At 72.1% G+C, this 18,748-nt stretch carries 17 protein-coding genes and 1 tRNA gene; 10 read left to right on the top strand and 8 right to left on the bottom strand.

The features are described 5' to 3' along the window. Window positions 1-83 precede the first annotated feature (83 nt). Window positions 84-845 carry a MerR family transcriptional regulator gene (locus tag ACFZCP_RS17260; protein ID WP_391427836.1) on the top strand — a complete coding sequence of 254 codons (762 nt, stop codon included), beginning with the start codon at window positions 84-86 and terminating at the stop codon, window positions 843-845. On the opposite strand, the gene ACFZCP_RS17255 is transcribed toward ACFZCP_RS17260, so the two are convergent. From ACFZCP_RS17255 to ACFZCP_RS17245, 3 genes are all read right to left on the bottom strand, one after another. Beyond that, a complete protein-coding gene (locus tag ACFZCP_RS17255) occupies window positions 831-3,014 on the bottom strand; it encodes a 3-hydroxyacyl-CoA dehydrogenase NAD-binding domain-containing protein (RefSeq protein ID WP_391427835.1) in 2,184 nt (727 codons plus the stop codon). The two genes, ACFZCP_RS17260 and ACFZCP_RS17255, sit on opposite strands and share 15 nt — an antisense overlap. Before the next feature lie 50 nt (window positions 3,015-3,064). Then, window positions 3,065-4,279 (bottom strand): acetyl-CoA C-acetyltransferase, encoded by a 1,215-nt coding sequence (locus ACFZCP_RS17250; RefSeq protein WP_391427834.1) that lies wholly within the window; start codon window positions 4,277-4,279, stop codon window positions 3,065-3,067. Between the two features lie 72 nt (window positions 4,280-4,351). Then, the gene (locus ACFZCP_RS17245; protein WP_391427833.1) at window positions 4,352-5,512 is read right to left on the bottom strand and encodes a CoA transferase; all 1,161 of its coding nucleotides are present in this window, start codon (window positions 5,510-5,512) and stop codon (window positions 4,352-4,354) included. A 201-nt stretch (window positions 5,513-5,713) separates the two neighbouring features. Between ACFZCP_RS17245 and ACFZCP_RS17240 the strand changes: the two genes are divergently transcribed. Continuing rightward, window positions 5,714-6,892: a saccharopine dehydrogenase NADP-binding domain-containing protein gene (locus ACFZCP_RS17240; RefSeq protein ID WP_391427832.1), complete on the top strand. Its 1,179-nt coding sequence runs from the start codon at window positions 5,714-5,716 to the stop codon at window positions 6,890-6,892. Between the two features lie 167 nt (window positions 6,893-7,059). Then, a complete protein-coding gene (locus tag ACFZCP_RS17235) occupies window positions 7,060-7,248 on the top strand; it encodes a hypothetical protein (protein WP_362682498.1) in 189 nt (62 codons plus the stop codon). On the opposite strand, the gene ACFZCP_RS17230 is transcribed toward ACFZCP_RS17235, so the two are convergent. After that, the gene (locus ACFZCP_RS17230; protein WP_391427831.1) at window positions 7,212-7,919 is read right to left on the bottom strand and encodes an endonuclease V; all 708 of its coding nucleotides are present in this window, start codon (window positions 7,917-7,919) and stop codon (window positions 7,212-7,214) included. The genes ACFZCP_RS17235 and ACFZCP_RS17230 overlap by 37 nt on opposite strands. Window positions 7,920-7,980: 61 nt before the next feature. Between ACFZCP_RS17230 and ACFZCP_RS17225 the strand changes: the two genes are divergently transcribed. Then, on the top strand, window positions 7,981-8,277 hold the full coding sequence (locus tag ACFZCP_RS17225) for a YciI family protein (protein WP_362682504.1): 297 nt from the start codon (window positions 7,981-7,983) through the stop codon (window positions 8,275-8,277). A 160-nt stretch (window positions 8,278-8,437) separates the two neighbouring features. On the opposite strand, the gene ACFZCP_RS17220 is transcribed toward ACFZCP_RS17225, so the two are convergent. Next, window positions 8,438-8,770, bottom strand: coding sequence for a plasmid stabilization protein (locus ACFZCP_RS17220; protein WP_391427830.1), 333 nt, complete (start codon window positions 8,768-8,770; stop codon window positions 8,438-8,440). 63 nt (window positions 8,771-8,833) lie between these two features. Then, the gene (locus ACFZCP_RS17215) at window positions 8,834-9,982 is read right to left on the bottom strand and encodes a WD40/YVTN/BNR-like repeat-containing protein (RefSeq protein ID WP_391427829.1); all 1,149 of its coding nucleotides are present in this window, start codon (window positions 9,980-9,982) and stop codon (window positions 8,834-8,836) included. A gap of 187 nt (window positions 9,983-10,169) precedes the next feature. On the opposite strand from ACFZCP_RS17215, the gene ACFZCP_RS17210 reads away from it, so the two are divergent. Then, on the top strand, window positions 10,170-10,586 hold the full coding sequence (locus ACFZCP_RS17210) for an SsgA family sporulation/cell division regulator (RefSeq protein ID WP_391427828.1): 417 nt from the start codon (window positions 10,170-10,172) through the stop codon (window positions 10,584-10,586). A gap of 4 nt (window positions 10,587-10,590) precedes the next feature. On the opposite strand, the gene ACFZCP_RS17205 is transcribed toward ACFZCP_RS17210, so the two are convergent. Next, window positions 10,591-11,430 carry an isocitrate lyase/phosphoenolpyruvate mutase family protein gene (locus tag ACFZCP_RS17205; protein WP_391427826.1) on the bottom strand — a complete coding sequence of 280 codons (840 nt, stop codon included), beginning with the start codon at window positions 11,428-11,430 and terminating at the stop codon, window positions 10,591-10,593. Window positions 11,431-12,058: 628 nt separating this feature from the next. Between ACFZCP_RS17205 and ACFZCP_RS17200 the strand changes: the two genes are divergently transcribed. The 4 genes from ACFZCP_RS17200 to ACFZCP_RS17185 all read left to right on the top strand — a co-directional run bounded on the left by ACFZCP_RS17200 (window position 12,059) and on the right by ACFZCP_RS17185 (window position 17,148). After that, complete coding sequence (locus ACFZCP_RS17200) at window positions 12,059-13,690, top strand: ATP-binding cassette domain-containing protein (RefSeq protein ID WP_391427825.1); 1,632 nt, start codon at window positions 12,059-12,061, stop codon at window positions 13,688-13,690. Window positions 13,691-14,038: 348 nt separating this feature from the next. Continuing rightward, window positions 14,039-14,815: a dimethylargininase gene (gene ddaH, locus ACFZCP_RS17195; protein WP_391427824.1), complete on the top strand. Its 777-nt coding sequence runs from the start codon at window positions 14,039-14,041 to the stop codon at window positions 14,813-14,815. 228 nt (window positions 14,816-15,043) lie between these two features. After that, a complete protein-coding gene (locus ACFZCP_RS17190) occupies window positions 15,044-16,018 on the top strand; it encodes an acyl-ACP desaturase (RefSeq protein WP_391427822.1) in 975 nt (324 codons plus the stop codon). A 290-nt stretch (window positions 16,019-16,308) separates the two neighbouring features. Further along, window positions 16,309-17,148 (top strand): hypothetical protein, encoded by an 840-nt coding sequence (locus ACFZCP_RS17185; protein WP_391427821.1) that lies wholly within the window; start codon window positions 16,309-16,311, stop codon window positions 17,146-17,148. Window positions 17,149-17,161: 13 nt separating this feature from the next. On the opposite strand, the gene ACFZCP_RS17180 is transcribed toward ACFZCP_RS17185, so the two are convergent. Then, window positions 17,162-17,237: transfer RNA gene (locus tag ACFZCP_RS17180), tRNA-Trp, on the bottom strand. 104 nt (window positions 17,238-17,341) lie between these two features. Between ACFZCP_RS17180 and ACFZCP_RS17175 the strand changes: the two genes are divergently transcribed. Further along, on the top strand, window positions 17,342-18,745 hold the full coding sequence (locus ACFZCP_RS17175; RefSeq protein WP_391427820.1) for a hypothetical protein: 1,404 nt from the start codon (window positions 17,342-17,344) through the stop codon (window positions 18,743-18,745). The last annotated feature ends 3 nt before the right edge of the window (window positions 18,746-18,748 follow it).

Raw genomic sequence — 18,748 nt, 5'->3', positions numbered from 1 at the left:
GGTCCGCCCGGGCCGGCCCCGTATGCGTGCGGCTGTTGCCGTGGAGGTGTCACAGCAGTGGTGGGACAGCGATACTGCTGCACATGACGAGGGACGCCACCACCGGCACCGAGGAGCACACGCTCACCACCGGCACCGGGGAGCACACGCTCACCATCGACGAGCTGGCCGCCCGGGCGGGCCTCACGGTCCGCACCGTCCGCTTCTACGGCAGCAAGGGGCTTTTGCCGCCGCCCGCGATCGGTCCGCGCCGGGTGGGTCACTACGGGCCGGGGCACGTGGCGCGGCTGGCTCTCATCGAGGAACTGCAGCAGCAGGGCATGACGCTCGCGGCGATCGAGCGGTACCTGGAGCAGCTGCCGCCGGACCTCAGCCCGCACGACCTGGCCATCCACCGCGCGGTGGTCGCCTCCTGGGCGCCGGACGCGCTGGAGACGGTGTCGCGGCGGGAACTCGAACGTCGGGTGGGACGGGCGACGGCCCCCGAGGACATCGAGCGTCTTGCGGCGATGGGCGTCGTCCTGGAGACGCAGAGCGCCGAGGGCGAAGAGGACACCTTCCGCGTCGACTCCGGGCTGCTGCGGCTCGGTGTCCGGCTCCTGGACGCACCGCTGTCGCAGGAGGCGATCCTCGCGGCGCGCAAGGTGCTCATCGAGCACTCGCGCGCCGCGGCCCACGAGCTGGCTCAGCTCTTCCGCGGCGAGGTGGCCGAGCGTGACGCCCAGGACGTGAAGTCCCTGTCGGCGCACATGCACCCCCTGGTGGTGCAGGCCCTGCTGACGACCTTCCAGCGGTCGCTGCGGGAAGAGCTGAGCGAGTGGCTCAAAGGGTCAGGAACGGGCTGAGTCGCCGAACGGCTCGCCCCGCTCCGCCTTCTCCACCAGCAGTGCGGGCGGGGTGAAGCGGTCGCCGTAGCGCCCGGCGAGTTCACGCGCGCGGGCCACGAATCCGGACAGGCCCCCTTCGTAGCCGTTGATGTACTGGAGCACACCGCCGGTCCAGCCGGGGAAGCCGATGCCGAAGATCGAGCCGATGTTGGCGTCGGCGACGGAGGTCAGGACGCCCTCTTCGAGGAGCCGTACGGTGTCGAGCGCCTCGGAGAAGAGCATCCGCTCCTGCATGTCCCGGAACGGGATCTCGTGCCCCGGCTTCGTGAAGTGCTCGCGCAGGCCTGGCCACAGACCAGCCCGCTTGCCGTCCTCCGTGTACTCGTAGAAGCCCGCGCCGCCGCTGCGGCCGGGGCGGCCGAATTCGTCGACCATGCGGTCGATGACCGCCTCCGCCGGGTGCGCGTTCCAGGTGCCGCCCGCCTCCTCGACGGCCTTCCTGGACTCGTTGCGGATCTTGCGCGGGAGGGTCAGGGTCAGCTCGTCCATCAGGGAGAGCACCTTGGCCGGGTAGCCGGCCTGGGCCGCGGCCTGTTCCACGGAGGCGGGCTCGATGCCCTCGCCGACCATGGCGACGCCCTCGTTGATGAAGTGGCCGATGACCCGGGAGGTGAAGAAGCCGCGCGAGTCGTTGACGACGATCGGCGTCTTGTTGATCTGCCGGACGAGGTCGAAGGCGCGCGCGAGGGCCTCGTCGCCGGTCCGCTCGCCCTTGATGATCTCCACCAGCGGCATCTTGTCGACCGGCGAGAAGAAGTGCAGTCCGATGAAGTCGCCCTGGCGCTGCACGCCCTCGGCGAGGGCGGTGATGGGCAGCGTGGAGGTGTTGGAGCACAGCAGCGCGTCCGGCGCGACGACGGACTCGATCTCCTGGAAGACCTTGTGCTTGAGCGCCGTGTCCTCGAAGACGGCCTCGATCACCGCGTCGCAGCCCGCGAGGTCCGCGGCCTCGGCGGTGGGGGTGATGCGGGCGAGCAGGGCGTCCGCCTTCTCCTGGCTGGTGCGGCCCTTGGCGACGGCCTTGGCGCACAGCTTCTCGGAGTAGCCCTTGCCCTTGGCGGCCGCCTCCGGGGAGACGTCCTTGAGGACGACGTCGATGCCCGCGCGGGCGCACGAGTAGGCGATGCCCGCGCCCATCATGCCGGCGCCGAGGACGGCGACCTTGCGGACCGGGCGGGGTTCGATGCCCTGGGGGCGGTTGGCGCCGGAGTTGACGGCCTGCAGGTCGAAGAAGAACGCCTGGATCATGTTCTTCGAGGTCTGACCGGCGGCCAGTTCCACGAAGTAGCGGGCCTCGATGACCTGGGCGTTCTCGAAGTCGACCTGGGAGCCCTCGACGGCCGCGGCGAGGATGTTGCGCGGCGCCGGGTAGGGCGCGCCGCCCGTCTGCTTGCGCAGGGTGGCCGGGAAGGCGGGCAGGTTGGCGGCGAACTTGGGGTTGGCGGGCGTACCGCCGGGGATCCTGTAGCCCGGCTTGTCCCAGGGCTGCTGCGACTCGGGGTTGGCGTCGATGAACGCGCGCGCCTTGGCCAGCATCTCCTCCGGCGTGGCGGCGACCTCGTGGACGAGGCCGTTCTCCTGGGCCCGTCGTGCGTTGTACTGCTGGCCCTGGAGGAGCACCTTCAGGAGGGCGTCGGCGATGCCCAGCAGGCGTACGGTGCGCACGACGCCGCCTCCGCCGGGGAGCAGACCGAGGGTGACCTCGGGGCAGCCGATCTTGGTGCCGGAGGTGTCGAGGGCGACCCGGTGGTGGCAGGCGAGGGCCAGTTCGAAGCCGCCGCCCAGGGCCGCGCCGTTGATCGCGGCGACGACGGGCTTGCCGAGGGTCTCGATGCGGCGCAGGTTGCGCTTGATGGCGAGGCCGCCGTCGAAGAGGTCCTGGGCGGTCTGCGGGGTGACCCGGATCAGGTCGCGCAGGTCGCCGCCCGCGAAGAAGGTCTTCTTGGCGGAGGTGAAGATGATGCCGCGGACGGAGTCCTGCTCGGCCTCCAGCCGGTCGGTGATCGCGGCGAGGGAGTCGCGGAACGCCTGGTTCATGGTGTTCGCGGACTGGTCTGGGTCGTCCAGGACGAGGGTGACGACACCGGTGTCGTCCTGCTCCCAGCGGATGGTGGTGCTCTCGGTCATGACAGTCGTCTCCGTTGAAGTCACTGAAGTCTCTTGGTTCCGCGGGGAGTTCAGATGCGCTCGACGATGGTGGCGATGCCCATGCCGCCGCCCACGCAGAGGGTGGCCAGGCCGTACCGCTTGTCCTGGCGCTCCAGTTCGTCCACGAGCGAGCCGAGGATCATCGCGCCGGTCGCGCCGAGCGGGTGGCCGAGCGCGATGGCGCCGCCGTTGACGTTGACCTTGTCCAGGCTGAGGCCCATGTCCTTCACGAAGCGCAGCACGACCGCCGCGAACGCCTCGTTGATCTCGACCAGGTCGATGTCGTCGATGGTCAGCCCCGCCTTGGCGAGCGCCTTGCGGGTGGCGGGGGCGGGCCCGGTGAGCATGATGGTGGGCTCGGAGCCGGAGACGGCGGCGGAGACGATCCGCGCGCGGGGGGTCAGGCCGTAGCGCTCGCCGACCTCCTGGGAGCCGATCGCGACCAGCGAGGCGCCGTCCACGATGCCGGAGGAGTTGCCCGCGTGGTGGACGTGGTCGATCTTCTCCACCCAGTGGTACTTCTGCAGCGCGACGGCGTCGAAGCCGCCCAGCTCGCCGATGTCCGCGAACGACGGCTTGAGCTTCGCGAGGGAGTCCGCGGTGGTGCCGGGACGCATGTGCTCGTCGTGGTCCAGGACGACCAGGCCGCTGCGGTCCTTGACCGGGACCACGGAGCGCTCGAAGCGGCCCTCCTTCGCGGCGGTGGCGGCGCGCTCCTGCGACAGGGCCGCGTACTCGTCGACGTCGCGCCGGGAGAAGCCCTCGATGGTGGCGATGAGGTCGGCGCCGATGCCCTGCGGGACGAAGTTGACGGCCAGGTTGGTCATCGGGTCGTTGAACCAGGCGCCGCCGTCCGAGGCCATCGGCACACGCGACATCGACTCCACGCCGCCCGCCAGCACCAGGTCCTCCCAGCCCGAGCGGACCTTCATGGCGGCCAGGTTGACGGCCTCCAGACCCGAGGCACAGAAGCGGTTCTCCTGGACACCCGCGACCGTGTCGGGCAGGCCGGCGGCGATCGCGGCGATCCGGGCGATGTCGGATCCCTGGTCGCCGACCGGGCCGACGACGCCGAGGACGATGTCGTCGATCGCGGCCGGATCCAGACCCGGGAAGCGGCCCTGGATCTCGTGGATCAGGCCGACGACCAGGTCGATGGGCTTCGTGGCGTGCAGGGCGCCGTTCGCCTTGCCGCGGCCGCGCGGGGTGCGGATCGCGTCGTACACGTACGCTTCGGTGCTCACTTCAGTGCCTTTCGGGAGGGTGGGCCGAGCGGAGGTCGGTCGCCGAGGGCGGGGGTCGTCGGCCGGGCGGAGTCAGTCGCCCTCTGTGACGAGGTCGTCGTTCACGAGGTCAGGTATGCCCCAGTCCCGCCCCACCGCCCCGGTGTCGGCGCCGGGCAGGGCCGGGCCGGTGCGGACGGTGGTGGGGGTCGCGGAGAAGCGGGGGGCGGGGGCCGGCTGGGTGATGCCGCCGTGGTCGGTGAAGGTGCCGCGGGCGGCCAGGTGCGGGTGGTGCGGGGCCTCGCGCAGGGAGAGGACGGGGGCCACGCAGGCGTCGGAGCCCTCGAAGACGGCCGTCCACTCGTCCCGGGTGCGGGACTTGAAGCGGGCGGCGACGTGCTCGCGCAGTTCGCCCCAGCGGGTCCAGTCCTTGCGGGCCGGGGCCAGGGCCTCCAGGCCGAGCCGGTGCAGGAACTCCTCGTAGAACCGTGCCTCCAGGGCGCCGACCGCCATGTACCCGCCGTCGGCGGTTTCGTAGGTGCCGTAGTACGGGCAGCCACCGTCCAGGAGGTTGGCGCCGCGCCGGTCCTGCCAGCCGCCGGCGGACAACATGCCGTGGATCATCGCGGACAGGTGCGCGGTGCCGTCCACGATGGCCGCGTCCACGACCTGTCCGGCGCCCGTGTCGCGCGCGTGGTGCAGGGCGGCGAGAACGCCGACGACCAGGTAGAGGGAGCCGCCCGCGTAGTCGCCGAGGAGGTTGGCGGGGACGGCCGGGGGCTCGTCCGGGCGGCCGATCATGCCGAGGGTGCCGGTGAGGGCGATGTACGCCACGTCGTGCCCGGCGCGGTCGGCGAGCGGTCCCTCCTGGCCCCAGCCGGTCATCCGGCCGTAGACCAGCCGGGGGTTGCGGGCGTGGCAGTCGGCGGGGCCGACGCCGAGCCGCTCGGCCACCCCGGGGCGGTAGCCCTCGATGAGGATGTCGGCCCGCTCGGCGAGGTCCAGGACGCGCGCGGGGCCGTCCGGTGCCTTGAGGTCGACGACGACCGAGCGCTTGTTGCGGTTCGTCACGTCGTGCGCGGGATCGATGCCGAGGCCGGGGCCGCCCGGACGGTCCACCCGGACGACGTCGGCGCCCAGGTCGGCCAGGAGCATGGCGGCGAACGGGCCCGGCCCGATGCCGGCCAGCTCCACCACGCGTACGCCGCTGAGCGGGCCGTGCCCCGACGTCCTCGGCGTCCCTGCCGTCGTCATGCGGTCCTGCCCCCAAGCCCATGTGACACAACTGATGTAACACCAGTGATGCTAAGAACACGTTCCACCGGACACAAGACCTGAACGAGCAAGCGCTTAGCCAAGTGCCCGGCAGACCGCCGAGGTCGCGTCGGCGGTCCGCACTGTTCACGCTAGCCTCAGCCACCGACAGCGGCGCGTGCTGCACGACCAAGGGGTGTCATGAGCAGGCTGAAAAGGACGGATCGTCCCTACGACATCGTGCTCTTCGGAGCCACCGGCTTCGTCGGCACACTGACGGCGGAGTACCTGGCGGCACGTGCCCCCGAGGGGCTGCGCTGGGCGATCGCGGGCCGTGACGAACGCAGGCTGGAGCGACTGCGCGAGCGGCTGCCCGGCGGCTCCGGCATCGGAGCGCTGCGGGCCGACGTGCGGGAGCCGGCCACCGTGCGCGCGCTCGCTCACCACGCGCGCGTGGTGGCCACGACGGTGGGACCGTACGTCACCTACGGCGAAGAGCTGGTCGCCGCCTGCGCGGACGCCGGAGCCGACTACCTCGATCTCACCGGTGAGCCGGAGTTCGTCGACCTGATGTACGTACGCCACGACGCACGCGCGCGTGAGACGGGCGCCCGGCTGGTGCACGCCTGCGGCTTCGACTCCGTACCGCACGACTTGGGCGTGTACTTCACGGTCCGGCAGCTGCCCGAGGGGGTCCCGCTGACCGTGGACGGGTTCGTGACCGCCGACGCGACCTTCTCCGGCGGCACGCTGGCGTCGGCGCTGAACCAGATCGCACGCGGCCGGCAGATGGCAGCCGCGGCCCGCGACCGCGGCCGGCACGAACCGCGGCTGCTGGGGCGCCACGTGGCCGCACCGGCGGGCCCGCCGCGGTACGCGCCGGAGGTCGGCGCCTGGGCACTGCCCCTGCCCACCATCGACCCGCAGATCGTGCGCCGCTCGGCGCGAGCCCTTCAGCGCTACGGCCCCGAATTCCGCTACCGGCACTACGCGGCGGTCAGGCATCTTCCGGTCGCCGCAGGCGGTGTCGCCGCGCTCGGCGCTCTCGCTGCCGCCGCCCAGCTGCCGCCCGCCCGGCGCTGGCTGTCGGACCGGCTCAAGCCCGGGGACGGGCCGGGACCGGAGAAGCGGGCGAAGAGCTGGTTCAAGGTGCGCTTCGTCGGCGAGGGCGGCGGACGGCGCGTGTTCACCGAGGTCGCGGGCGGCGACCCGGGCTACGGCGAGACGGCGAAGATGTTCGCCGAGGCGGCCCTCGCCCTGGCCTTCGACGACCTGCCGCCGACCACCGGGCAGGTCACCACGGCCACCGCGATGGGCGACGCGCTGACCGAACGGCTGCGCGCGGCGGGCATCACCTTCCGGGTGGCGGCCGGACGGTAGACCTCGCAAAGAAACGCCGCCGACCCGCCTTCCTCTTCGTGTGCCCCTCGGCCGTTTGAGGCTTTTCGCGCCCACAGTGCCGTACCACCCGCTCCCACGCGTCCAGAAGTTTCACTGGGTTTTTCAATGAGACGCTGGAAGCACAGGCAGAAGGAGGCGGAACAGAAGTGAAGTTCGTGCTGGAAGTGACCGTGGACGAGGGCGCCTCGGCGGCGGACCGAGCCGGCGAGCTGGGGCGGATCCTGCGCTACTGGGGTGGCAATCTCCACCACTACGCCCTCGAACCGGGCGACGGCTCGGCCGTCTACGACTCGTCGTATCAGGAGGTCGGCGCCTGGCGCATCGCGGCCTCCTGAAGCGCCCGCCGGCACAGCGCGTCCGCCCGGCGCGTGGTCTCGGGCAGCCGGTACAGGGGCGTCAGCGCCAGGGTGTGCGCGAGGGCGTTGTCGAGGCTCACCCGGTGACCGACGGAGACGAACACCGGTTTGACGCCGTCCCGGGTGCGCAGCGCGCTGCCGACCTGCTCGGTCCCCGCGACGAGCGCAGCGGCGCTGCCCCGCCGGGGACCCGGGTCGTCGTAGGTGAAGGTGAACGGGTTCTTGGCGACGCCGATGGTCGGCAGGCCGGTGAGTACGCCGAGGTGACTGGCGAGGCCGAAGCGGCGCGGGTGGGCGAGGCCGTAGCCGTCGCAGACCACCACTCCGGGCGGGCAGGGCAGGGCGTCCAGCGCGGCCCGCACGGTCGGGATCTCGCGAAAGGCGAGCAGTCCCGGAACGTAGGGGAACGAGATCCGGCCGACGGCGGTCGTCTGCGCGACCACTTCCAGGGTGGCCGCGTCCAGGACGACGGCCGCCGCGGCGACCAGGTCGCGGTCGTCGTCGTAGGCGACGTCGACCCCCGTCACACGGCCCGTGCCAGGCGGCGGCCCCGGTTCGTCGAGCACCACCTGCCCCCGCAGCCGGTCCTGTTCGGCGCGGGCCTCGTCCTCGGTCGCGGGCCAGCCGGCGGGTACTCCAACGGTCGTCATGGTGTCACCGACTGTACGGCCCGCACCGGGCCCGGCGGGCGCCGGGGGTAGGCTCGTGATCATGTTCGTACTGGAACTGACCTACACCGCCCCGCTCGACGCCGTGGACGCCGTCCTGCCCGCCCATGTGACCTGGCTGGACGAGCAGTACGAGAAGGGCTTCTTCCTTGCCTCCGGGCGCAAGAACCCCCGCGACGGCGGGGTGATCCTGGCCGTCGCGGAGGACCGCGCCCGGATCGAGGAGATCGCCGCGGGCGATCCGTTCGTGGCCGCGGGCGTGTGCGAGTACCGCATCACGGAGTTCGTCGCCACGAAGACCGCCCCCGAGCTGGCACGCCACCGGCAGACGCTGGGCTGAGCCGGACGCCGGCTCTTCTCGGCGGCCGGCTCCTGTCTGCGCTCAGTTCTTCTCGGCTTCAGGTCTGCTCGGCCTTCAGCTGCTCTCGGTGCTCAGCTCCACTGGGCGCTCAGCTCTTCTTGGCGCCCTGCTCCTCTCGGCGCTCAGCTCTTCTTCGCGTTCAGCTCTTCTTCGCGTTCAGCGCGCGTTGCAGCTGTGCCTTGTTCATGTCCGAACGGCCTTCGATGCCGCGCTGCCTGGCCTCGTTGTACAGCTGGTCGTAGGTCGGACCCTGGGATCCCTTGCCGGACCGCCGGCCGCCGCGCCTGCCGGACGACATGTCCTCGGTCGAGCTGCGGCTCGCGGTCCGGGACTCGCCGGAGCGGGCGCGTTCCTTGTTGACCGTCCGCGCGGCGATCTCCTCGGCGCGCTTCGCGCTCTCGCCCCGCTCCAGCGCACTCTCCTTGATGTGCTCGTACTGACGTTCCCGCTTGGGACTGGAACCGCGAGGCATGACCACTCCTCTCCTCGTTCCGCTGGGGCACGGGCCCGAGTACCCGCGATCCGGCCCCTTACGTCAGCGCTCCAGCCGGGCCACCCGGCCCTTCTCCCCGGCCGCCCAGCAGCTCAGGTCGGGGGTGCAGTCCACCGTGTCGTAGGAACCGGTGTCGATGGTGCGCCAGGTGCGGCCGGCGTCGGTGGTCAGGTCGGTGCCGGTGGGGCCGACGGCGAGTGCGGCGCCACGGGTGTACGGGAGCCAGGCGGCGCCGGAGCGGTAGGCGGGCGGTGGGGTGGCGGCCGGGCGCCAGGTGCGGCCCCCGTCGGCGGTGACCGCGGCGGCCTGCGGCGAGGACTGGTCGGGGCGGTAGTCGCCGCCGACCGCGAGGCCATGGGTGCGGTCGCGGAAGGCGAGCGCGAAGACGCCCCTGGCCGCATCGCCCGCCGGGACGGGCGTGTCGGACGCCGTCCAGGTCAGTCCGCGGTCGGCGGAGTGCAGCACGCGCGCGTGGGCGCCGCCGCCGGTGGCCAGCCAGACGTCCTTCGGCCCGGAGGTGACCAGGCACTGACCGCTGGCGGCGAAGCCCGCCTCGCCGTCCAGCGCGGCCGGCATGCCGTCGGCCGGCAGCACCCGCCAGGTGCGGCCGCCGTCGCGGGTGGACAGGATGCGGAACCTGCCGTCCACGGGGTCGCTCATGGCCAGGCCGTGACGGCGGTCGAAGAAGGTGAGGCAGTCGTAGAAGGCCTTCGGATCGGTATTGCGGAAGGACTCGGTCCAGGTCGCACCGCCGTCGTCGGTGCGGTAGACGCGCGACGCCTCGCCCTCGCCGATGGCCAGCACCACCGCGCGCCGCGCGTCGAACGCCTCGACGTCCCGGAACTCCAGGCCGGCCGCACCGGGCGGGGAGACGTTCCGCCAGCTCGCCCCGCCGTCGGTGGTGCGCAGCACGGTGCCCGCCGTGCCGGCCAGCCAGGCGGTGTCCCGGTCGACGGCGGCCAGGCCGCGGAAACGCACCTGCGGGGTACCGGTGTTCTTCTCGGCCCAGTGCACGGCTCCTCGGCCGAGCAGTCCTGCCTCTCCTCGGCCGAGCGGCCGTGCCCCTCCTTGTCCGAGCGGCTCTGCCTCGGCGGCCGGGACCGTCAGCGCGGCCAGCGCCGCCCCGCACGCCACCCCCGCCGCCACCAGCCGGCCCCGTCCCCTGCGTCGCGTGCTCCCCAAACGCTTCATGGCGGGCGAAGCTAGCCCACCGGCCCGCCGCCGTCCAGGGGATCTCTTTGGCCGAAAGTCACGCATGGGCACGGTGACCGAGGTCACTCGTTGCCGGTGTGCACGCATCGGCCGATTCCGTCGTCTCTTCCATTGCCAGGCCTGACACGCCCGGAAGTACGTCCCGCCGTCATGAGGGAGCAAGGCCTTGTCCACCGTCATCGAGCAGCCCGTAGAGGCCCGCCTCGTCGCCGCCGCGCCGCGCATGCCTAGCATTCCCGCCACGCTGCGCTACGACCGCAACGACCCGTTCGCCGTCCGGATGACGTTCCCGGCCCCGGCCACCCTGGAGGGCGTCGAGGTCTGCTGGACCTTCTCCCGCGAACTCCTCGCGGCCGGGCTGCACGGTGCGGAGGGGGTCGGCGACGTCCGGGTGCGGCCGTACGGCTACGACCGCACGGTACTGGAGTTCCACGCGCCCGAGGGCACCGCCATCGTGCACGTGCGTTCCGGCGAGATCCGCCGGTTCCTGGAGGCGACCGGCGACCTGGTGCCCGTCGGCCGCGAGCACCTCCAGCTGGACCTCGACCACGGTCTGGCCGAGCTGATGCGGGACGCCTGCTGACGTACTACCCGCGGGTGAGCAGCGCGTTCAGCTCCCCGTAGTCGAACCCGTCGGCGAGCGCCCCGTACGTCCCCTCCCGCAGCAGCTCCCGCGCGGCGCGGCGGACCAGGGCGTGAGTCGCCTGGGCGAGGCCCGCGCCCGCGCTGATCCGGGCGACACCGAGGGCGGCCAGTTCGGCGACCGACGGCGCCCCGGGGCCGACCATCACGTTGAGCGGCCCGTCGACGCCCGCGACGAGCGCCTTGACCGTCTGCGGGTCGACGGCCCCGGGCACGAAGATCCCGTCGGCGCCCGCGGCCCGGAAGGCGGCGGCCCGCTCCAGGGTGAGGTCCACTCCCCCGGCGCCGCGCAGGAAGGTGTCGATCCGGGCGTTGACGAACAGCGGCACGCCCGCTCTGTCGGCGGCCGCACGGGCCGCGGCGATCCGCTCGGCCTGCTCGGCGACCGGCCGCAGCGGCTCACCGCCCGCCTCGTGGCGGGCATCCTCGATGTTGACGCCGACCGCACCCGCGGCGAGCACCGCGTCGACCGTTTCGGCGACCCCGGCTGCATCGTCGGCGTAGCCGCTCTCGATGTCGGCGGTGACGGGGACCCCCACGGCGGCCACGATGCGGGCGACGGCAGCCAGCGCGCGGTCACGGCCCAGCCGGTCGCCGTCGGCCGCGCCGAGCGCCCAGGCGAGCCCGGCGCTGGTGGTGGCGACGGCGGCAGCCCCCGCCTCGGCGACGACGGCGGCACTCACCGGGTCCCAGGCGTTCGGGAGGACGAGCGGGCGGCCGGGCACGTGCAGTGCGCGCAGGGCGAGGGCGTGCTCGCGGAGCGAGAGCGGGTGTCGAGGCGTCATGCGGGCAAGTCAAACAGCGTCGGCGCGGCGGGGGCTGGCAGAAAAACGACAGGGACGGGGGCGGACGGGGGCGACGCCGTTCCAGCCGATGCGCGGCACCACTCCAACCAACGCACGGCACCACTCCAACCAACGCATGGCACCACTCCGGCCGACGCACGGCACCACTCCGGCCGACGGACACACGTGGATCCGGCCGGCACACACGTGGATCCAGCCGATGGACACGTGGATCCAGCCTCCGCGCACAGGCGGTTCAAGCCGCCGCGCACGGCCAGATCAGGCCGACGGACACCTGCGGTCCAAGCTGCCGCGCAGATGCAGATCGAGCCGACGGACACGCCGGATCAAGCCGACGGACGCACACGGATTTAATCGCGTTGACAGCTCTCCCGGCCCGTTCGTACGGTGTACGAGGTCCTGTTGCCGTCGATTGGAGAAGGACGTTGCTCGTCTGAGGTCCTGAGACACCGCGTTCACACCGGTGAGGTGTGCGTGGCGTTCCGACCTCGGCGTCCGAGCAGCCCTTCGGCACAGGCCTTTTTCGTGCCCCAGGCCCTTCGGTTTCCGCCTCGCGGTGTCTCTGCATGCGCTCACCCAGACCGCACCCAGCCACTGCGAGGCCTTTATGTCTACTTCCCTGACCTGCACGTCCCTGTCCTTCTCCTGGCCCGACGGCACCTCCGTCCTCGACGGCCTCGACACCGCGTTCGGCCCCGGCCGGACCGGGCTCGTCGGCGTCAACGGATCGGGGAAATCAACGCTTCTCAAGCTGCTCGCCGGCGAACTCTCGCCGGCCGACGGCACCGTCAAGGTGACCGGCGAGGTCGGTTACCTCCCGCAGAACGTCACGCTCGACACCGCGCTCCGCGTCGACGAGGCCCTCGGCATCGCCGCCCGGCGGGCAGCCCTGCACGCCATCGAGGCGGGCGACGTCGCCGAGGAGCACTTCGAGACGGTCGGCGACGACTGGGACGTCGAGGAGCGTGCCCTCGTCACCCTCGGCGAACTCGGCCTCGGCCACATCGGCCTGGACCGCACCGTCGGCGAGGTGTCCGGCGGCGAGTCGGTCCTGCTGCGCCTGGCCGCACTGCTGCTGCGCCGCCCGGACGTCCTGCTCCTGGACGAGCCCACCAACAACCTGGACCTGTACGCGCGCCGACGGCTGTACGCGGCCGTCGCCTCCTGGCCGGGTGTGCTGGTGGTCGTCAGCCACGACCGTGAACTCCTCGACCTGGTGGACCAGATCGCGGAACTGCGCTCCGGCGAGATCACCTGGTACGGCGGCAACTTCTCCGCCTACGAGGAGGCTCTGGCCGTGGAACAGGAGGCGGCCGAGCGGACGGTGCGGGTGGCCGAGGCGGACATGCGCAAGCAGAAGCGCGAACTCGCCGACGCCCAGGTCAAGCTGGCCCGGCGCAAGCGCTACGGCCAGAAGATGTGGGACAGCAAACGCGAACCGAAGATCGTCATGGGCGCACGCAAACGCGCCGCCCAGGAGTCCGCGGGCAAGCACCGCATCATGCACGAGGAGAAACTCGCCGAGGCCAGGGAGCGTCTCGACGAGGCGGTGGAGGCGGTACGCGACGACGACGAGATCCGCGTCGATCTGCCGTACACCGCCGTCCCACCCGGCCGGCAGGTGCTCACCCTGGAGAACCTGGAGATGGCCTACGGGGCGCGCGTCGAGGGGATCCTCGACCTGCGCGGCCCGGAGCGGATCGCCCTCGTCGGCCGCAACGGCGCCGGAAAGACGACTCTGCTGCGGACCGTCGCCGGGGAACTGGCGCCGGTGGCCGGCGAGGCGCGGGCGCACGTCCCGCTGCGGTTCCTGCCGCAGCGCCTGGACGTGCTGGACGACGAGTTGACGGTCGCCGGGAACGTGGCGCGGTTCGCTCCCGACGCCACCAACAACCGGATCCGGGCGCGCCTGGCCCGCTTCCTGTTCCGGGGCGCGCGGGCCGACCAGCGGGCCGGGACGCTGTCCGGCGGCGAGCGGTTCCGTGCGGCCCTCGCCGCGCTGATGCTCGCCGAGCCCGCACCCCAGCTGCTCCTGCTGGACGAGCCGACCAACAACCTCGACATGGCCAGCGTCCGGCAGCTGACCTCGGCCCTGGAGTCGTACGAGGGCACGCTGCTCGTGGCCAGCCACGACCTGCCGTTCCTGGAGTCGATCGGGATCACGCGGTGGCTGCTGATGGAGGGGGGAGAACTGAGGGAGATCACGCCGGAGGATGTCGGGCATCCCGCCCGGCATTGACGGTCCGCCCGATCCCGGACGTCGTCCGCCGCACCGACCAGGTCGCCGTCCCCGTCGCCCGCCGCACACACCGCACCACGGCCTCGTCGCCCGCCGCACACACCCCACCACGGCCGGCGCGGCGAGCGGGCGGGGCGGCGGCGAGCGGGCGGGGCGGCGGCTGCGAGGTGATCTTCGAGGAGACCCCGCGGCAGCCGTTCACCGGCCGCTGTTCCGTCGCCGCGGAGCGTCTCAGGAGGGCCACAGCCCGGCACCCGGGGTTTTCTGCGGGCCGGGCCGCCCTGCATGATGGCGGACCGGTGCCCTGTCATGGCGCCGGAACCGCACCGCCGATAGGAAAGGCCCCCCGTGCCCAGCAAGAAGGCGCTCGTCCGCCGCCCCAGCCCCCGTCTCGCCGAAGGTCTGGTGACGCACATCGAGCGGGAGAAGGTCGACGTGGAGCTGGCCGTCGCGCAGTGGGAGGCGTACGTCGAGGCGCTCGACACGCACGGCTGGGAGACGATCGAGGTCGACCCGGAGGACGACTGCCCGGACTCGGTGTTCGTCGAGGACACCGTCGTCATGTACAGGAACGTGGCGCTGATCACCCGGCCCGGCGCGGAGTCCCGGCGGGAGGAGACCGCCGGTGTCGAGGAGGCGGTGGCCCGGCTCGGCTGCTCGGTGAACTGGATATGGGAGCCGGGCACCCTGGACGGCGGTGACGTCCTGAAGGTCGGCGACACCATCTACGTGGGCCGGGGCGGGCGCACCAACGCGGCCGGCGTGCAGCAGCTGCGCGCCGCCTTCGAGCCGCTCGGCGCGCGCGTGGTGCCCGTCCCCGTGAGCAAGGTGCTGCACCTGAAGTCGGCGGTGACCGCCCTGCCGGACGGGACGGTCGTCGGGCACATCCCGAAGGTGGACCGGCCGTCGCTGTTCCCGGGCTTCCTGTCCGTGCCCGAGGAGTCCGGCGCGCACGTGGTGCTGCTCGGTGGCCACAAGGTGCTCATGGCGGCGAGCGCCCCGAAGACGGCGGAGCTGCTGACCGATCTCGGCCATGAGGTGGTCACCGTGGACATCAGCGAGTTCGAGAAGCTCGAAGGCTGTGTGACCTGTCTCTCGGTGCGGCTGCGGGAGCTGTACGCCTGACAGGTGATCCAGTCGCTCCGGCGGCCCCGGGACCTGCGGGTCCCGGGGCCGTCGGGCATGCCCTCGAAATGCCGTGCGAGGGTGCTGATCAGCGATCTTTACAGCGAACTTAACCTACGGCTTCGTAACCTACGGCTTCGTAGCCTACGATCTCGTAGGTTTCCGGCACCGCTCGCCGGAACCTTGCGTGTCTCTCCCCCTTTGTTCGGCGTTCCCCCTGGAGTTCCCGTGACGATCACCTCCCCTCATCTCGGCAGCCCGTCCGTGTGGACCGATGCGCGGCTGCTGCACGCGCTGGAGGAAGTGGTCGAGCAGGAACTGAACCGGCATCTGCAGGTCGCCAAGGACTGGATGCCGCACGAGTACGTGCCCTGGAGCGACGCCCGCAACTTCCCCGGCCTGTTCGAGGACGGCGAGGCCTGGGGCAAGGAACAGTCCAAGGTGACGGAGGTCGGCCGGATCGCCCTCGTCGTCAACCTCCTGACGGAGGACAACCTCCCCAGCTACCACCACGAGATCGCCTCGCTCTTCGGCCGCGACGGCGCCTGGGGCACCTGGGTGCACCGCTGGACGGCCGAGGAAGGCCGGCACGGCATCGTGATGCGCGACTACCTGCTCGCCTCGCGCGCGGTGGACCCGGACAAGCTGGAGCAGTTCCGGATGGCGCACATGAGCGAGGGCTTCGAGTCCGACAACCGGCACTCGATGCTGCACTCGGTCGCCTACGTCGCCTTCCAGGAGCTGGCGACCCGGATCTCGCACCGCAACACCGGCCACCAGTCCGGCGACCCGGTCTGCGACCGCATGCTGGCCCGCATCGCGACCGACGAGAACCTGCACATGATCTTCTACCGCAACCTCCTGAAGGCCGCCTTCGAACTCGCACCCGACCTGACCATGCAGGCGGTCCGGGACGTCGTGGTCAACTTCCGCATGCCCGGGCACGGCATTCCCGGCTTCGAGCGCGCCGCGGCCCAGATCGCGATCGGTGAGGTCTACAACCTCCGCATCCACCACGACGACGTCATCCAGCCCGTGCTGCGCTTCCTGAAGATCATGGAGATCGACGGCCTCGGCCCGGAGGGCCGCCAGGCGCAGGAGGAACTCGGCCTCTTCATGGGCGGCCTGGACGCCGAGGCCCTGAAGTTCGACGAGAAGCTGGCCGCCCGCAAGGCGCGAATGGCGGCCCGGGCCGGAGCCTGAGCCGATGCCTGGACGGTGCCCGAGCCGAAGCCTGGACGGAGCCTGAGCCGAAGCCCTGCGGGAGCCTGAGCCCGAGCACTGCCGGAACGGTTGGCGCAAAGCCGTGCCGGAGCGGTGAACGCAAGCCCGGACGGAGCCTGACCCGGAGCCCTGCCGGACGGTGAGCCCGGCCGGCGGGCCGATGGCCCGGCTCACCCCGCCCACGGAGGTGACCGACCCGATGCGATTCCGCACGCGCGCGTGCGGAATCAGCGGTGCGGGCTGTCGGTGGCCTGCGGCATCATGCCCGCATGCGTGATCACACAAGGGCCGAGCAGGCGGCAGGCTTTCTGCTGCGCCTGGTCGACGACGAGACCGCCGGGCGGATCCGGGAGCGGACGGGGCTTCCCGGACCCGAGGATCCGCAGGTGGTCCGGCGGCGGCTGGAGCGCGCATGGGCGTGGGGGAACCTGCTGCCCGCCTCCGTGGTGCTGTGGATCCTGCAGGAGGACGACCCGGACCTCAACGCGATGGTGTGGCAGTTCATCACCACCGACGCCGGCCTGCGGCGGGCCGTCGCCCGGGGTGTGCCCTTCGGCTCCGGACGCACCGCGCCCGTCCCGGTCCACGCCACCCTGCGCGGCGAGGAGCCCGCGATACCGTCGAGTTACGTCCGGCTCGGGCTGACCGGCGCCCTGCGCGCCGCCCGGTCCATGGGCGCGGCACGCGCGGCGGCATCGATGGTCCTCGCCTCGGACGACTGGACGGCCGTGGCCGCGGCCGACGCAGAGGGCCCGCTGCCCGGCTACGCCCGCTGGGCCCTGGCCGTACGCCCCGACTGCCCGCCGGCCCTGCGCGCGCAGTTCGGTTCGCATCCCAAGTTCGCGCACCGCGTGCGCGGGGCCGGAGTGCTCGACGGCCCGGCCGACTATGCGAGGGCGCACGGCTCCGCCGCCCACGTGCTCCAGGTGCTGTCCATGGGCTGGTTGCTGTTCCCGGCACGGGCCCGGGAGGCCGAGGACGCCCTGCGGCCGCTCGTGCACGAACACCTGGGGGACCGTGTGGAGGCCTGGGCGGTTCTGGCCCAGCTCATGGACACCTTCCACGGCACCGCACCTGAGCTGATCACCACCGCAGGCGCCATCGCCTGAGCAGGTCGAGGGGGGCGGGGCGGCTGGATTCGAACCAGCGTGTCCCAGTTTTGGAGACCGGTGCGTCTGCCTCTGCGCTACGGCCCCGCCCTTGCCCCCGAGCGTAATGCCTTGGCCCGCTGTCAGTGCGGGCTGGTACCAAGGAGGCACGGGGGAATCAGCGCACGAGGGACGGCAGTACGGGGGACGGCACATGGCGTACGGAGAGCGGGGGCGGTCGCGTGCCCCGGTGGTGGACCTCGCCGACCGCAGGGCGATCGAGCAGTACCGCCCGGCCGACCCGGCCGTGGTCGAGGAGGCTCGGCGGCTCAAGGAGGCCGCGCTGCTGGACTTCGGCCTCACCCAGTCGGCGGTGGCCTCCTGGCTGTACAGCAAGTGCCGGCACCAGATCCCGACGACCGCCGTGGACACGGCCGCCGTGGTCGCCTCCGGCGACGGCTCCTGCCTGCTGCTGTACAACCCCGGCTTCTTCGTCCGGCTGGGCCTGGACGGTGTGAAGTTCGTGCTGTTCCACGAGGCACGGCACCTGGTGCACCGCCATCTGTTCGCCGACGACGAGCTGCGCGCCGACCCGGTGTTCGCGCTGGCCGCCGAGGTCGCGATCAACCACGTGGCGCTGGTCCGCCTCGACCGGGAGGAGCTCCCGCTCCTGGACGGCCGGCCCACCGGCATCGACCCCCGCGCGGTGTACGACAGCTACGTGGAGGACCTGACGGCGCACTCCCTGGAACCGGTGCCGTACGAGCGGTTCGTCGAGACGGACCTGCAGGTCTACGGCGAGCTGAAGCGGATGTGCCGGCCCCCGGTCCCGGAGCCGCTCTGCGCGCATCTGGTGGACGGTCTCGTCCCCGCCGACCAGGAGACCGTCGACGCGATCACCTCCTCCGCGCTGCTCAACTCCCTGCTGGCGGCCCGCCGCGGCCACACGGGCGCGGAGCGCGAGCTGCTGGACCTGATGGGCCGTACCGAGGACGGATCGCCGCGGGCCGCCCGGATCTGGGGAAAGCTGGGTGCCGGCATGCTGCGCGGAAAGACCACGCGCACGCTGACCGTCGACTGGTGGCAGCGCTGGCTCGTGGACGTACTGGGCTCGAAACTCCGCGAGGGCGAGCGGCTCGTGTACCCCAAGAAGCGGGGCGCGCTGCTGGCGGCTCTCGGCCAGGACCCGATGCTGGCCCGGCGCGGCCCGGTGCGGGAGAAGGTACTGGTGATCGCCTACGACACCTCGGGCTCGATGCCGCAGCACGTGGTCCAGTGGCTCACCGAACTCGTCGGCCGCATCGACGGGGTGGAGGCGCACTGGCTGTCCTTCGACGCGGTGGTGATGCCGTTCCGGCCGGGCGAGCGCGTGTACGGCGGGGGTGGCACGAGCTTCCAGGCGGTCGCGGACCACGTCGAGGGCCGCACCGAGGTGAACGGCCGCCGGCTGGACGCCGTCCCCGACGCCGTCGTGGTCCTCACCGACGGGTACGCCCCGCCGATCACGCCCGCCGAGCCGGAGAAGTGGATCTGGCTGATCACCGAGGGCGGCGACGAATGGCCCGAGCGGCACCGACCCGCGATGGACTGCCATCGCGTCACCACAGGATCGCGGTAGACG

The organism is Streptomyces sp. NPDC007971 (genome assembly GCF_042958635.1).
Classification (GTDB): domain Bacteria; phylum Actinomycetota; class Actinomycetes; order Streptomycetales; family Streptomycetaceae; genus Streptomyces.
This window is presented reverse-complemented; position numbering and strand designations above follow the sequence as displayed.

Bases quoted from the DNA above. Each gene is read 5' to 3' on its own strand.
- ACFZCP_RS17185 (WP_391427821.1), top strand. From the start codon at position 16,309: ATGCGTGATCACACAAGGGCCGAGCAGGCGGCAGGCTTTCTGCTGCGC.
- ACFZCP_RS17230 (WP_391427831.1), bottom strand. From the start codon at position 7,919: ATGACGACCGTTGGAGTACCCGCCGGCTGGCCCGCGACCGAGGACGAG.
- ACFZCP_RS17240 (WP_391427832.1), top strand. From the start codon at position 5,714: ATGAGCAGGCTGAAAAGGACGGATCGTCCCTACGACATCGTGCTCTTC.
- ACFZCP_RS17215 (WP_391427829.1), bottom strand. From the start codon at position 9,982: ATGAAGCGTTTGGGGAGCACGCGACGCAGGGGACGGGGCCGGCTGGTG.
- ACFZCP_RS17205 (WP_391427826.1), bottom strand. From the start codon at position 11,430: ATGACGCCTCGACACCCGCTCTCGCTCCGCGAGCACGCCCTCGCCCTG.
- ACFZCP_RS17225 (WP_362682504.1), top strand. From the start codon at position 7,981: ATGTTCGTACTGGAACTGACCTACACCGCCCCGCTCGACGCCGTGGAC.
- ACFZCP_RS17200 (WP_391427825.1), top strand. From the start codon at position 12,059: ATGTCTACTTCCCTGACCTGCACGTCCCTGTCCTTCTCCTGGCCCGAC.
- ACFZCP_RS17175 (WP_391427820.1), top strand. From the start codon at position 17,342: ATGGCGTACGGAGAGCGGGGGCGGTCGCGTGCCCCGGTGGTGGACCTC.
- ACFZCP_RS17245 (WP_391427833.1), bottom strand. From the start codon at position 5,512: ATGACGACGGCAGGGACGCCGAGGACGTCGGGGCACGGCCCGCTCAGC.
- ACFZCP_RS17220 (WP_391427830.1), bottom strand. From the start codon at position 8,770: ATGCCTCGCGGTTCCAGTCCCAAGCGGGAACGTCAGTACGAGCACATC.
- ACFZCP_RS17255 (WP_391427835.1), bottom strand. From the start codon at position 3,014: ATGACCGAGAGCACCACCATCCGCTGGGAGCAGGACGACACCGGTGTC.
- ACFZCP_RS17260 (WP_391427836.1), top strand. From the start codon at position 84: ATGACGAGGGACGCCACCACCGGCACCGAGGAGCACACGCTCACCACC.